Here is a 13,999-nt window from a genome sequence, read left to right as displayed (position 1 = left end):
CCGCCGTACTCCGGCCGTGCGTGACGTCAGCGGGCACCGGGTCGCCGGCCGGGAGAAAGGTGAACCATGCTTGTCACCAAGAGAACAACGCTGCTGGCCCTGCTGGCCGTGACCACCGCCGTCGCCGGACTCATGGGAGGCGCGCCCTTCGCCGAAGGCCAGCCGGCCGACTCCCACGCGGCCAACCCCCAGCGGGTGGCCGCTTGGGCGCCCAGCATGACGATCGGCGGACCGAACTTCAATGACCAGACCATCCGGATGGTCGCGCACTCCAGCATCGACGGAACCGCACTCCGTATCCACCTGTCCAATCTGCGCAGCACCATCCCGCTGACCGTCGGAGCGGTGAGCATCGCCGCACAGGCCGACCGGGCCACGGCGGTCGCCGGATCGCAGCGGGCGGTCACCTTCTCCCACAGGAAGTCCGTGACCATCGCGGCCGGGGCGGAACTGGTCAGCGACCCGGTCCCGATGTCCGTCAAGGCTGACCAGAACGTCCTGGTCAGCATCTACCTCCCGCACGCGACCAGTTCCGCCACCTGGCATTCCGACGCCTTCGACACCAGTTACCTGTCCACCCCGGGCGACCACACCGCCGACACCGCGGACGGCAACTACATCGCGGCGACCACCTCCTGGTACTACCTCTCCGGCCTCGACGTGACCTCGCCGGACGCCCATGGCACTGTGGTGGCCTTCGGCGATTCCATCACCGACGGTTACAACACCCCGGCGGGGGCGTACCACCGCTGGCCCGACGACCTGGCCCGGCGGCTGTCCGGAACCCAGCCGATGGGTGTGGTGGACGCCGGCATCGGCGGCAACCGCGTCCTGACCGACGTGCCGAACATCTGGCAGGGCATCAGCGCTACCAAGCGTTTCGCCCACGACGCGCTGGGCCAGCCCGGGGTGCGGGACGTGATCCTGCTGGAGGGCATCAACGACATCGGCAACAACGCCGGTCCGGGTGGTGCCCCGCTCACCGCACAGGACCTGATCAACGGTTACCAGAATCTGATCCAGCAGGCCCATGCGGCCGGAGTCCGGATCATCGGCGGCACGATGCTGCCGGACAAGGGAGCCGGCTACTACAGCGACTCCGCCGAAGCCATCCGCCAGGCGGCCAATACCTGGATTCGCACCAGCGGGGCCTTCGACGGGGTGGTCGACTTCGAGAAGGCCGTCGCCGATCCGGCGGACCCGGCCGCCCTCAACCCCGCCTTCGATTCCGGCGATCACCTCCACCCGAACGAGGCCGGCATGCAGGCGCTGGCGAACGCGGTCGACCTGTCGCTGCTGAAGTAGACGGCGGCCGTCCCCGTATCGACGCCTGCCGGGGCGACGGACCCGTCTCGGCAGGCGTCAGCGCGGTAACGTCATCGATCGTGGCCGCCACCGCACTAGCCTCGCCCGCCCCGGTAACCGTGCTCACCTCCGACCCCGAAGGCCTCCTCATGCTGTGTGGTCCTGGCACCCGCGTCTTCAAGGTCTGACTGACCCCCGAGCCCTGGCTGCGGAATGGCAAGTCCGACTACGGCGGCTGCCCGGCACCGGCGCCGCAGGACTCCGGTGGGCGACCAGATTCGCGCAACCGCGCTCACAACAGCCACACCCCCTCCCGCATCAAATCCCGGCCCCGCAGCTCCTCCACCGTCCGCCACGTCTGCACCCACCACGGCCGCACCGCGTAGTACGCATACGCCGGACCGCTCTCCCGGGGATCCCATCCGCCCTTTGCCGCGAACGACTCACCCACCCCTGCCGGCAGCTCGCCACTCGTCATCTCCCGCGCCGTCCCGCCCATGAGCACCACATCACCCGTATCCCCAAAACTCAGCCGCACCCGCCCCGACGCCCGCAGATTCCGCCCCGTCGGATTCGACTCCCGCGTCGACAACCACACCTCCTCGCCGTCCCACCAGAAGGACAGCGGCACAAGGCACGGCTCACCGCCGGCATCCGCCGTGGCGACCCATACGTCCTTGTCGTGCTCCAACCGGTCCAACGCCTCACGGTGACGCTGCTCAAGAGGGCGCGGGCCTGCGTTTGTTCCCATGTGCCGCGACGTTACCGGCGTGTGCCGCGCCGCGCCTGTGCCGCGCCGCGCCTGGGTGAAAGGCCGGTAGGACCGGCGCCTTACGCCGTCCCGGGGTGACAAGCCGATGCGGACAGGGCCGCCCTTGGGGTCGACGTTGACCGGCAGGCTCGACGGCGGTGACGACCGACTTGCCGATCGTGAAGATCCGAGCCGGGTGACGGGCGACGTGGCGGTGAGGCTCGCCGACGGTGGCGAGGCCATCGCCGACCTCGGTATATGCCGCGATCAGCCGTGGCACACTGAAGATGTACCACGTGACGTGTCAAGCGCACTCCGGGATCGGTGAAACTCCGAACCGACGGTTAAAGTCCGTGACCCGTCCGCATCCAGCGGTCGGTTGACCAGGTGAAATTCCTGGACCGACGGTTAAAGTCCGGATGGGAGGCAGTGCGCGGCGGGCATGCACCGGTACGCAGCCGTGAGTGATCTGTGAGGCGGTGCGCAGCCGCGCATCTGGCTTCGGAACGCTTCCCCGGTTCGGCGTTCCCCGGTGTATTCGTCTCGTACGAGTCCTATCTCGCCCCCGGAGTCCTTGCCCGAAGAGGCAGGAGGACCCGGTGGCCACCGCCGATGCAGCCCCCGCGATGCGACGAGCGATTACGCTCGCGGCCCGCGGGCTCGGCTCCGCCAGCCCCAACCCAGTCGTCGGGTGTGTCGTTCTCGACGCCGGCAGACAGGTCGTCGGCGAGGGGTGGCACCAGCGCCGCGATGCCGGTGAGGTGTCGATGAGTTTCGCCACTTGGCGCGAACGGGCCTGGTTGGTGGCGGCCAGGGGCAGCGGGCACCGTTGCGGTCGGCGGGCTGTTCGTGACGTTCCCGGCGCTGTCGTGGAACCCGTGGCCCAACCCGTACATCGTCGTGGGCATGCTCGCCGTGATGGTCGCGCAGGCCCGCGGCCGGGTGGAGTTCTGGTTCGCCCGGCTCGCGGTGGCCCTGGTGGGCGTCCCGCTCGCCTGCAGCAGCGGCCTCGTCTTCTCCGGCCTGGTCTACGGCATCTACCCCGTCCTGGTGATCCTCGGCGTGCGCGGCTCGTGGCTGCGGGCCCGGGCCCCCGGACCCGACCGGACACGTGGAAGGAGCGGCAGCATGACCTGGTACGAGACTGAGGCGGGCTTCGCGCTCGACCCCGTTGAGCGGGCGATCGCCGACATCGTGGCCGGACGCCCGGTTGTGGTGGTCGACGACGAGAACCGCGAGAACGAGGGCGACCTGATCTTCGCCGCCGAGCTGGCCACGCCCGAGCTCGTCGCATTCATGATGACCGAGTGCCGCGGCCTGGTGTGCGCGCCCATGGACGGCCCGGACCTGGACCGCCTGGGGCTGCCGCAGATGGTCGACCAGAACACCGAGGCCATGCGCACCGCGTTCACCATCTCCGTGGACGCTGCCACCGAACACGGCACCAGCACCGGCATCTCCGCCGCCGACCGGGCGATCACCTTGCGGATGCTCGCCTGCCCGGGCAGCGTGGCCGACGACTTCGTCCGCCCCGGCCATATCTTCCCGCTGCGCGCACGCCCCGGCGGCGTGCTGACCCGCGGCGGCCACACCGAGGCCGGGGTCGACCTCGCTCGCCTGGCGGGTCTGCGCCCGGCTGCCATGATCTGCGAGATCGCCAACGAGGACGGGACCATGGCCCGCCTGCCGGAACTCGTTCCGTTCGCCCGCAAGCACGGCCTGACGATCATCTCCATCGAGGACCTGGTCACCTACCGGCGCGCCGGCGAGCCCAGCGTGCGCCGCGAGCCCACCGTGCGCCGCGAGGCCCGCACCCGGCTGCCCAGTGTCTTCGGCGACTTCCAGGCGTTCGGCTACCGCAGCACTGTAGACGGGGTCGAGCACATCGCTCTGGTCGCCGGCGGGTTGGACAACGACGGCCGGCTGACCGACGGCGAGGACGTGCTGGTGCGCATGCACTCCGAGTGCCTGACCGGCGATATCTTCGACTCGCTGCGCTGCGACTGCGGACCCCAGCTGCGCACCTCCCTGGAACGGGTGGCGTCCGAGGGCCGCGGTGTGGTGATCTACCTGCGCGGCCACGAGGGCCGCGGCATCGGACTGCTGCACAAGCTGCGCGCGTACGAACTCCAGGAGCGGGGCCGGGACACCGTCGACGCCAATCTGGAGCTCGGGCTGCCCGCCGACTCCCGTGTCTACGAAGCGGGAGCGCAGATCCTCACCGATCTCGGCGTGCGCTCGGTGCGTCTGATGACCAACAACCCGGAGAAGATCGCGGCCCTGACCCGGCACGGGCTGCGGTTCACCGGCCGCGAGCCGATGCCCGTGCAGGCCGGGGAGCACAATCTGGGGTACCTACGCACCAAGCGGGACCGGATGGGTCACGACCTGCCGTGGCTGGACACGGACACCGTCGGCGCCTGCGCCAGCCAGTAATCCGATAACCCAGTACGACAGACGACATCCGGACGTCATTGAGTCGAGGAGAGACATGAGCGGTAGGGGCGCCTGCCTGTGGCGCCGCGCTGCCGAGGACCGCCTCGCCACGGTGCCAGTGCTGAAGACGGCCTCCACCGCTGGGGCCACCGTGGACGCGGGTCCTGGCGACGACGGTCATCGTGGGCACGGCCGCGATCGGCAGCGGGCCGACGATGAGGCCGCCGTCACTGACCTGGTCCACCCACGCCTTTGGCAGTAGTGGCGGGGTGCACCACCCACCATCGGGTCGAACGGGGCCTACGGGGCCCGCTCGGGGAAGCCGACCGTGCCGTCGGCGGCGTGGCAGCGGACGTTGTCCAGGCCCCGTTCCTGGCGGATGAGGTTGGCCCAGCGGCTCAGGTAGGTGTCGAGATCGAGGCTGGTGACGGAGCCGTGGGGACCGACGAGCTGGGCGAGCAGTCCGCGGGACGGTGCCGCAGTCCACGACGCTCAGTCATGCCCGTCATCCACCTCCAGCGTGGACAGCTCGCGGAGGCGCTCGGGGACGGTTTCGGCGGCCAGGGAGACTGCGCGCATGGCTCACTCCTTCGCAGGGTTGGGGCGAGGTACGCGTATTCGTCGTCAACCGCTTCGGGCGGGTGAAGGACACACGCGGGGGTGACACCGGGCCGGTCAGGTTGGCGAGTCCGAGCGTGGTAATTGGCCAGCCCCGCCCCTCGCCCGAAGATCTGGATGACCCTTGGGAGGGCAACCGGAGACGCCCGCCGGCTCCCCGCCGGGGTCTTCACGCCAGCACTACGTCACCGGCATGGCCGGTGAGGTGTCGCACGACGTATTCGGCGTCTCGTCCGACGCCACAGCCGAATTCTGAGGTGAAGCTGTACTGGAACGGCAGGCCGACGAAGTACAGGCCCGGGATCTCGGATACTCCGCGCGTGTGGCGTGGCATGCCGAATTCGTCGAAAGCGGGCAGGTTGATCCAGCCGAAGTCCGGTCGGAAGCCGGTCGCCCACACGATGGCCGCGGGGCGTACGACCCGCCCGTCGCCAAGAAGGGGAAGGCCATGGGAGTGCCCTTCGACCCTGGGCAGCCGTTCGACTCCTGCCTTCGTCAGTTGCCGGGGACTGCTCCTGATCACAGGTGTGCCCTTACCACTCGTGGCCGCGCGGAGCCTGCGTCCCATGGAGCTGTCGACGGTCAGTAGACGGTGGGCGAGTCGCCAGAAGACCGGCCCGGTGGGATTGAACGGGATGTGGCCGGGGTGGCGGCCGGCGAGCCAGACCGAGTGCGCCGTGGCGAGTTCAGTGGCGATCTCCACGCCGGTGTTGGCGGCCCCGACCACCAGTACCGGTCCCGAGGCGACCTCGGTGGGGTTATGGTAATCGGCCACCGTGAGCTGCTGGATTGCCGGATCGAGTCCGTCGGCGAATGGGGGGATGCGGGGGGCGAGCAAGGAGCCGATGGCCACGATCACGATGTCCGCTTCGAGGCCGACGTCGCCCAGGTCGAGGAGGAACCGGTCGCCGCGCCGAGCGAGCTCGTGGACCCGGGTGTCCAAGCGGACCGGCAGGTTAAGGATCTGGGCGTACGACTGCAGGTAGTCGGCCATCTGATCCTTGCTGGGGAAGGCTCTGCCCGGGCCGGGGAAAGGCAGGCCGGGAAGGCCGCTGACAGCGGCAGGCGTGAACAGCCGCAGCGAGTCCCACCTGCGGCGCCAAGGCTCGCCGATACTCGAGTGGGCATCGACGATCAGGTACTCCCTGGCCGTCCGGGCGAGATGCGCCCCTGCCGCGAGTCCAGCCTGGCCGGCACCGATCACCACCGTGTCCAGTCGCTCGGTCATGACCTCCTCCTAGTAAATGAACCAAAGGGGCGAGTCCATCTCCTCCTACGCCCCTGCCCGCCACCCGCTCAGCAGCGCTTCCATCCAAGAAGCGTCAGTCTTGCCTCATGGGAGAGTCAATCGCCACGCCTCGCGCGGGACCCTCCCCTGACGGGGCAGTCGACGCCGAGCGCAGAGCCGGCCAACTGAAGTCCGGCCTCGGTGTACTCGCCGACCAGGCCGTGACCGGTCAGTTCGGCCCGGACGTGGTACGCGACCGGCGGTAGGGAGAACCGCACGCACAGACACCAGTTTAGGACCGCCAAGGAGGACTGCGGCCAGTACCGCGCCGAGCGAGGAGTCCGAGCGGCCGAGGTTGGCGGCTGCGGGTAGGTGGCGCCAGCGCTTGGCCGGCTTGAGGTTCGGGATGTACTGCGATGGACCGGCCCGGCCCCCGGATCCAACGGATTTTCCTGGCGTCCCATGCGGTGTCCCCCTCCACCCGACGCGCGGTCATCGCACGGTCGGCCCGCGTCAACCTACGCACCCCGGCGCCTGGCAGCAACGCCTTCTCAAACGCAGTTTTCCTCCGCGCCCGCCTCTGACCAGCAGCGCGGCGGACTTTCAACCACACGCCCTGGCCCCCGACCGGCGGCGAGCAGCCGTTCAAGGGCGTGCGCGGCGCGCAGCACTGTCGAGTCCGTCAGTCGGCCGCCAACGATCTGGAGACCGACGGGCAGTCCCTCGCCGGTTACCCCCACCGGTACGCTCGCCGCCGGCTGACCGGTGAGATTGAACGGGAAGGCGAAGGGCGACCAGTCACGACCCGGCCCGTCTTCCGGCCATCGCAAGCCGATCGGGAACGCCGTTGTTGCGGTGGTCGGGGTGACCAGCAGGTCCCAGTCCGCCATGAAGCCGCGGACCGCGTCGTACAGCACCTGGCGCCGGGTCGCGGCCCAGGTGAACATCTCCGCGGTCCACTCCCGGTGCACCAGCTCCCGAAGGTCCTCGGAAACCTCATGCCGCTCCGCCAGCTCCCGCAGCCCTGCGAGGTCGGAGTCCCGGGCGACCGTGGCCGCGAACGCCGAACGCAGCTCCCGCAGATCCCCGACGGGCGGATCGACGGGCACGACCTCGCAGCCCAGTCCGTCGCGGCCGAACAGGCCGACCGCACGCGTGGTGAGTTCGAGCACCTCGGGGTCGACATGCGCCTGCCCGAGGCGCGGGCTCCAGGCGATCCTCAGACCACGCACACCTTCGTCCAAGGACGCCCGCAGCTCACCCACGGCGCTGGGTATCGAATGCCGGTCCCGCTCGTCGAAGCCCGCGATCGCTTCCAGCACCAGTGCGGCGTCCGCTACCGTACGGGTGATCGGCCCGACGGATTCCAGCGTTTCCCAGCTCCCCAGCCCCGCCCGTGTCGGCAACCGGCAGGATGGGTACAGGGGCACCACCCCGAAGGTCGGCTTCAGGGTGAAGACACCGCACAGAGCCGCGGGCACGCGCAGCGAACCGCCACCGTCGTTGCCCAGGCTGACCGACCCCATCCCGGCGGCCACGGCCGCGGCCGAGCCGCCCGAGGACCCGCCTGCCGTACGATCCGGTCGGTGGGGATTGCGGGTCGGACCGAACAGCGCATTGTCGGTCACCACGCCGTACCCGAGCTCACGGGTGTTGGTCTTCCCGAGCAGGAGGCCGCCCGCCGCGCGCATCCGCTCCACGCAGACGTCGTCATGGTCGGGGATCCAGTCGGCGTAGGCGGTGCTGCCCAGGGTGGTACGCAGTCCGGCGGTCGGGATGAGGTCCTTCACGGAAAACGGAACCCCATGCAGCGGCCCGGTCCTCTCGCCTGCCGCCAGCGCCGCATCAGCCGCCCGCGCGTCCGCCAGTGCCCGCTCGTTGAGCGTGCAGAAGGCGTTGACCGACGGGTCGGCCGCATCGATACGGTCCAGTACCGAACGCATCAGCTCCTCCGCGGAGAACCGGCCTTCACGGATCCCCCGCGCTTGCTCGCCGACGGTGAGCTCCCACAACTCCGTCATCGCATCAGCCCGGCTGTCTCCCGGTGCTGGTACCGCCCGAACCCCGGCTGCTGCCTGAGCTCGCCGTCCTCCAGCACGACCCGGCCACGCACGGTGGACAGGACCGGCCAGCCGGTCACCTCACGGCCTTCGTAGAGGCTGTACGTCGCGGTCGAGTGCTGGGTCGCCGCGCTGATCACTTCCCGGCGTTCGGGATCCACCAGGACGAGATCCGCGTCGGAGCCCGGCGCGATGACGCCCTTCTTCGGGTACAGCCCGTAGATCCGCGCCGGGTTGGTGCTCAGGATCTCGGCGAGCAGAGCCACGTCCCCGCCACGCCGCACCACCAGTTCGTCGAAGATCACCGGCAGCATGGTCTCCGTACCGGGTGCGCCGTACGGCTCGGCGAACACGTCGGCGACCGGGCCCATCCGCTCCCGTACCCGGGGCGCGTGGTCGCTCGCGACCACCGACAGTGTGCCCGCGCTCAACCCGTCCCACAGCCGGTCCCGGTCGTGGTCGCTGCGCAGCGGAGGCCCGACCTTCGCCTGCGCCCCGACGCGCAGGAGATCGTCGTTGGTCAGGCTCAGATACTTCGGGCAGGTCTCCCCGAACACACGCTGACCCTCGGCCGCCGCCTCGCGCAGGAGTTCCACGCCACCCGCCGTGGTCATGTGCAGGATGTAGAGGGGACAGTCGGTCGCCTTCGCATAGGCGAGCGCCTTGTGCACCCCTAGGTCCTCGGCCGAGGCGGGGTGCGTCCAGGCGAAGTCCTCAAGCCCGGTGCGCCCGGTCGCCTGGGCGTGCTCGATGAGGTTGCTGAGGATCTCGCCGTCCTCCGCGTGCACCATGGCCAGGCCGCCGTTCTCCGCCACCACGCGGAGGTTGCGCAGCAGGGTGGCGTCGGGCGTCATGATGCCGGTGTCCTTGTAGGACATGAAGAACTTGACGGACGGGCTGCCGAGGCCGATCACCTTCGGCACCTCGGTGGCCGCGTCGTGCTCGGGCCGCAGGATGGTGTGCAGCCCGAAGTCGATCGGCGACGTGCGCTCGCCCTCCTCGATGAAGTGCTCGATCGCGGCCGAGGGAGCCATCTCGACGGGCGCCCTGATCTGCGTGATCGCGGTGGTGACGCCACCGTGGGCCGCCGAGCGGTGGGAGTCACCGATGGCGTCGGCGTGATCGGTCCAGGTCTGGCAGTGGACGTGGGCGTCGATCACTCCGGGCAGCACGAACTTGCCGGTGGCGTCGATAACGCGACCGGTAACGTCCGTGAGGGCGACTGGGGCGCCGACCGACACGATGACGCCGTCCTTGATCGCGACATCGGTACGCGTGACGCCGTCCGGTGTGACGACGGATCCGCCGATGATGGCCATGTCGTACATGTGATCGCCTTTCATCGAGTAGGGAGCACCGGGTGCCGGGTGTGCCAGTCCGTGGTGGCCTCGTAGGCGCCGGCCGCATAGAACAGAGTCGTCTCGGCATGTGGCGGCCCGGCGATCTGCATGCCGATCGGGAGTCCGCCCGCGGTGGCGCCGCAGGGGACGGACAGCGCGGGCAGGCCGAGCGAGCTGAGCGGTGCCAGATAGCGTGTGTAGACGGTGTGGGTGGGCTCAGCGCCCCGTGAACTCGTGGTGACCGAGGACGTTCCGATGGGCGCGGCGGGCACCGGGACCGTCGGAGTGACGATCAGATCGACGTCTCGCCACACCTCGGAGAACTTCCGGCACAGCACGGCGCGAATACGGGACGCCTTGAGGTACTCGCCGGCGAGCATCGCCCGCCCGGCCTCCTCCCGGTCACGGATGTTGGCTCCGAACTCGTCGCCCTGGTGGAGCAGGAACGGCTCGTGAGACGCGGATGCCTCGGAGAACGCGACGGCACGGTGCATCCGCAGGATGTCCCCCGCGTACGGCACGTCCACCTCGCGGACCTTCGCGCCGAGGTCCTTGAGGTGCTCAAGCGCCCGCTCGAACGCGTCCCGCACCTCCGGGTCGAGCCCCATGTCGAGCCAGGACGTGGGAATACCGAAGGTCAGGTCGAGGGCGGGGGCCCGTGCCCCGGCCAGCGCCGCGCTCTCGCAACTGCCGCGCTTGCCCCACGGGGTGGTGGGGGACAGCAGGTGATCGGCTATGCCGGCGGCTCCCCGTACGCGCTGCCCCATCACACCGAGGGAGTCCAGCGTCCAGGTCAGCGGCAGCACACCACGTCGGCTGATCGCCCCGTAGGTGGGCTTGAGCGCGACGACCCCGCAGAGCGCGGCGGGCACCCTGATCGATCCGCCGGGGTCGGGACCGAGCGCGGCGGAGACGAGTCCGGCCGCCACCGCGGCCCCCGCTCCGCCGCAGGCTCCGCCGGCCATCCTGGTCAAGTCCCAGGGGTTACGGGTCCAGCCGTACCGGGCGTTCTCACCGGTCGTACCGGCCGCGAACTCCTGCACGTTCAGCTTGCCCGCGAGCACGGCACCCGCGCCGGACAGCGTGCTCCAGCACTCGGCGTCGGTGTCGGCGATCCGGTCGCCCAGGATCGCCGATCCGGCTGTGGTGGGCAGCCCCGCGACATCGATCATGTCGCTGAGGCCGATCGGGACCCCCGCCAGCGCTCCGGTGCGCGGCTCAGCCGCCTTGTCGAGTGCGACGTCGATGAACGCGTTGATCTCCGGCTGCCATGCGCTGATCCGCCGGGCGTACAGGGCGGCCACCTCCTGCGCTGTGTACGCCCCCTCGCGTACCAGGCGGGCGAGATCGGTGGCCGGCGCCCAGGGCAGTTCGTCGGCGCCCGGCGCCGGGAGCGCACCGGTGGAAGCCCCGGTACCTTCGAACTCCACCGGCGTCGGCAGATAGGACGAGGCAGCCACCGGATCGAACGTGAGGACCGGGAACGTGGTGTCCAGATCCCGCGCGTCCACCGAGTCAAGGTAGGCGACGACGTCGTCGAGCATACTTCCGGCCCGGTCAAGGACGCCTTCCCCGAGGTCCGGCTGGATCAAGCGGAGAATGGCGGATCGGGATTGCACGGTCCGTTTGCCTGCTTTCATATCGACTGGGTGGGTGCGGTCGCCGGGCGCGGCATCTTCTCCTGAGTGGAGCCGAACACGGACTCCGGTTCGTCCTCGGAGACATTGCCCACCGGCTCCCACTTGATCACGGCGAGCATTATCAGACCGATCGCCGGGGCGATCAGCAGGATCAGCAGCGCGTGGTAGAGCCCGAAAGCGGACAGCAGGACCGGGACGCCGTAGAGCGCGATCAGGCTGCCGGTGCGGTTGCTGGCCTGGGACAGTCCGGCGCCCACGCCGCGGATCCGGGTCGGGTAGGACATCGCCGACATCGCCTGGGCGGTGGAACCAGGGCCGAAGGTGTGCGCGCCGATGAAGAACGCCAGCAGGACGACTCCGAGGATCGGCGGAATCAGATTGCCGACCAGGCCGAGCACGACCAGCACGACCGCGACACCGGAGAATCCGACGATGGTCAGCCTGCGCAGCCCGAGCTTGTTGGCGAGGTTCGCAGCCAGCAACGCGGCGCACAGACCACAGGCGTTGGCGAACACCGACGCCAACAAAGAGACGGTGAAGCTGCTGTGGAAGAATGAGAAGACGATCAGCGGCAGATAGAAGCCGACCGAGGAGAACTGGATGCTCTGCGCCCCGCTGATGACGGAGATCAGGATCGTCCGCTTGCGGTACTGCCCGGCGAAGAGCTGTCCGAAGGGACGGAACGGGTTTCTGGGTTCCGCAACCACTGTCGGGGTCGCCGCGTCCGGCGCCAGTTCATACGGCCTGGCGTAGGTGCGGCTGAGGAGGCGCGCGGCTTCGGCGAGGTCACCCTTGGTCGCAGCCCACATCGGGCTTTCCGCCATGTACTTGAAGCGCAGCAGAAGGATCACGACGGCGGGCAGGGCCCCAAGGCCGACCTCCCAGCGCCACAGGCTGGTTCCGGCTCCGAGCGCGTCGAGGAGAAGAGCGACGAGCAGTCCGCTGATGGTCGCCGCGGACCAAAGGGCAGCGGCCGACTCCGCCCACTTCGCCTTCTTCCTCGTGGCCATGAACTCGACCAGGAACGCCATGGCGACCGGCACGTCGAGTCCGACCCCGATGCCAATCAACAGGCGCAGCACGATGAGGGTTTCGTAATTCGGGGAGAAGGCCGCACCGAGCGTCGCCAGGACGAACAGCAGCAGGTTCACGATGAACATGCGGAGCCGGCCGAACCGGTCCACGAAGTAGCCGCCGAACAGTGCCCCGACGATGGCACCGAAGGCCATGGTGGCGGTGACCAGACCGAGTTGGCCTGAGGTGAGCCCGAACTCCTCCCTCATCTGGACCGAACCCGCGCTCAGGCTGGTGAAGTCGTAGGCGTCGAGGAAGAAGCCACCCAGGGCGATGAAGCCGATCATGCGGCTGTGCGGGGCGTCGTCGCTCTCGTTGATCGCGCGGACGACATCGTCCTTGGTTCTGATCAGGACCGGGGATACACCCATCGGTTTATTTTCTCCTGTCCCGGGGTGGCGACCAATGTCGTATCCCGGAGTGGACTGTCGCTTTCGAAGTATGAAACGTGGCCCTTATCAATAAGTCCAGTCTCTTTTTCTGATGAAACAGATAGGCTACGCCGATGAGTATGGATCTGCGCACGCTGGAGTACTTCGTCGCTGCGGTCGAGACCGGCGGTTTCACGAAGGCCGCCGCCCGACTGCACGTGAGCCAGCCGGCATTGTCCGAGGGCATCCGCAAGCTGGAGCGGGAGTGCGGCTCACCGTTGTTCCACCGGGTCGGCCGGGGGGTCGTCGTCTCCGAGGCGGGGGCCGTCCTGCTCACCTACGCGCGCCGCGCGCTCAAGGATGTCGAAGAGGGGCGGCTGTCGATGATCGCGTTGAAGGGGTTCCGTGGCGGGCGCGTCACCGTCAGCGCCCCACCGGCGTTGAGCGTCGAACCGCTGGCCCGAATCATCGGGATCTTTCGCCGCAACTATCCGGAGGTGACCATCTCGATGCTCCCGACGGAGGACGGCGCGCTCGCCGCGGCGGCGGTGGCCAATGCCTCGTGCGAGGTCGGGCTGACCGACCGCCCTGTCTCGGCGGACCTGCGGGCGCATCCCATCGGCCGCAACGAGATCGTCGCCGTACTCCCGCCCGGCAGCCCGCTCGCCGGCCAGGGGCCGGTCAGTCTGGAGCGCCTGGTGGACATCCCGTTCATCAGCAGCGCCGTGGGTACCCGTGCCCGCATCCTGCTCGACGAGGCGAAGCAACGGGGTATCGCGCTGCGCACCGCGCTGGAGACCCCGCACCGTGAGGCGGTCGTGCCGATGATCCTGGAGGGCGTCGGTGCGGCCTTTCTGCCCTGGACGGTGTCACGGGAAGCGGCGCGCAGGGGCGCCGTGGTGCTTCCCCTGCTTCCCCAGGTCACCTACGACCTGCTCATCGTCCACCGGGACCAGCCGCTGACCGTCGCGGCCGAGGCTTTCGTGGCCACCGCGCTGGACTCACGCGCCGCGTGACTGTCGCCCGGCAACCTGTGCGCTGACCTGCCTTTTCGGTGCTCGCCGGTGAAGGAGCTGGCCGAGTTACATTCGGTCTGTGGGGGGTCACGGTGACGGCGTGGCCCCCCACACTCGCCGGACCAGTTTGGAGAGGGACAGGCTGTCCCGCTCAATCGCC

The 13,999-nt window shown here is 69.3% G+C and carries 12 protein-coding genes, 1 pseudogene and 1 riboswitch; of the genes and pseudogenes, 6 read left to right on the top strand and 7 right to left on the bottom strand.

Translation table 11 applies throughout. The features are described from left to right. The first annotated feature begins 66 nt into the window (after positions 1 to 66). Together EFK10_RS42805 and EFK10_RS42800 are read left to right on the top strand one after the other, a co-directional pair. The gene (locus EFK10_RS42805) at positions 67 to 1,305 is read left to right on the top strand and encodes an SGNH/GDSL hydrolase family protein (RefSeq protein WP_127361032.1); all 1,239 of its coding nucleotides are present in this window, start codon (positions 67 to 69) and stop codon (positions 1,303 to 1,305) included. A gap of 74 nt (positions 1,306 to 1,379) precedes the next feature. Next, positions 1,380 to 1,493 (top strand): annotated as a pseudogene (locus EFK10_RS42800) (DNA-binding protein); the annotation flags it as partial. Positions 1,494 to 1,597: 104 nt separating this feature from the next. On the opposite strand, the gene EFK10_RS42795 reads toward EFK10_RS42800, so the two are convergent. Then, positions 1,598 to 2,056, bottom strand: coding sequence for a pyridoxamine 5'-phosphate oxidase family protein (locus EFK10_RS42795; RefSeq protein ID WP_127361031.1), 459 nt, complete (start codon positions 2,054 to 2,056; stop codon positions 1,598 to 1,600). A gap of 306 nt (positions 2,057 to 2,362) precedes the next feature. Further along, a riboswitch (FMN riboswitch) is annotated at positions 2,363 to 2,493 on the top strand. 412 nt (positions 2,494 to 2,905) lie between these two features. Between EFK10_RS42795 and EFK10_RS42780 the strand changes: the two genes are divergently transcribed. Then, on the top strand, positions 2,906 to 4,492 hold the full coding sequence (locus EFK10_RS42780) for a bifunctional 3,4-dihydroxy-2-butanone-4-phosphate synthase/GTP cyclohydrolase II (protein ID WP_164836395.1): 1,587 nt from the start codon (positions 2,906 to 2,908) through the stop codon (positions 4,490 to 4,492). 55 nt (positions 4,493 to 4,547) lie between these two features. After that, positions 4,548 to 4,754: a hypothetical protein gene (locus tag EFK10_RS42775; protein WP_127361029.1), complete on the top strand. Its 207-nt coding sequence runs from the start codon at positions 4,548 to 4,550 to the stop codon at positions 4,752 to 4,754. A gap of 38 nt (positions 4,755 to 4,792) precedes the next feature. Here EFK10_RS42775 and EFK10_RS53665 read toward each other — a convergent pair whose 3' ends face one another. Together EFK10_RS53665 and EFK10_RS42765 are read right to left on the bottom strand one after the other, a co-directional pair. After that, positions 4,793 to 4,954 carry a hypothetical protein gene (locus tag EFK10_RS53665; protein WP_127361046.1) on the bottom strand — a complete coding sequence of 54 codons (162 nt, stop codon included), beginning with the start codon at positions 4,952 to 4,954 and terminating at the stop codon, positions 4,793 to 4,795. A gap of 325 nt (positions 4,955 to 5,279) precedes the next feature. Continuing rightward, positions 5,280 to 6,338: a flavin-containing monooxygenase gene (locus tag EFK10_RS42765; protein WP_127361028.1), complete on the bottom strand. Its 1,059-nt coding sequence runs from the start codon at positions 6,336 to 6,338 to the stop codon at positions 5,280 to 5,282. A 107-nt stretch (positions 6,339 to 6,445) separates the two neighbouring features. On the opposite strand from EFK10_RS42765, the gene EFK10_RS48200 reads away from it, so the two are divergent. Continuing rightward, positions 6,446 to 6,604 (top strand): hypothetical protein, encoded by a 159-nt coding sequence (locus EFK10_RS48200; protein ID WP_164836394.1) that lies wholly within the window; start codon positions 6,446 to 6,448, stop codon positions 6,602 to 6,604. A 285-nt stretch (positions 6,605 to 6,889) separates the two neighbouring features. On the opposite strand, the gene EFK10_RS42760 is transcribed toward EFK10_RS48200, so the two are convergent. From EFK10_RS42760 to EFK10_RS42745, 4 genes are read right to left on the bottom strand one after another with little or no spacing between them, the layout of a single operon-like run. Then, a complete protein-coding gene (locus tag EFK10_RS42760) occupies positions 6,890 to 8,359 on the bottom strand; it encodes an amidase (protein ID WP_127361027.1) in 1,470 nt (489 codons plus the stop codon). Further along, complete coding sequence (locus EFK10_RS42755) at positions 8,356 to 9,726, bottom strand: dihydroorotase (protein WP_164836392.1); 1,371 nt, start codon at positions 9,724 to 9,726, stop codon at positions 8,356 to 8,358. Before EFK10_RS42755 ends, EFK10_RS42760 begins: the two co-directional genes overlap by 4 nt. A gap of 11 nt (positions 9,727 to 9,737) precedes the next feature. Further along, positions 9,738 to 11,330 (bottom strand): amidase, encoded by a 1,593-nt coding sequence (locus EFK10_RS42750; RefSeq protein WP_164836391.1) that lies wholly within the window; start codon positions 11,328 to 11,330, stop codon positions 9,738 to 9,740. Between the two features lie 44 nt (positions 11,331 to 11,374). Then, a complete protein-coding gene (locus EFK10_RS42745) occupies positions 11,375 to 12,823 on the bottom strand; it encodes an MFS transporter (RefSeq protein ID WP_127361024.1) in 1,449 nt (482 codons plus the stop codon). 134 nt (positions 12,824 to 12,957) lie between these two features. Between EFK10_RS42745 and EFK10_RS42740 the strand changes: the two genes are divergently transcribed. Further along, on the top strand, positions 12,958 to 13,839 hold the full coding sequence (locus EFK10_RS42740) for a LysR family transcriptional regulator (RefSeq protein ID WP_127361023.1): 882 nt from the start codon (positions 12,958 to 12,960) through the stop codon (positions 13,837 to 13,839). Positions 13,840 to 13,999 lie beyond the last annotated feature (160 nt).

The organism is Streptomyces soli, assembly GCF_003999195.1.
Classification (GTDB): Bacteria; Actinomycetota; Actinomycetes; order Streptomycetales; family Streptomycetaceae; genus Actinacidiphila; species Actinacidiphila soli.
This window is presented reverse-complemented; position numbering and strand designations above follow the sequence as displayed.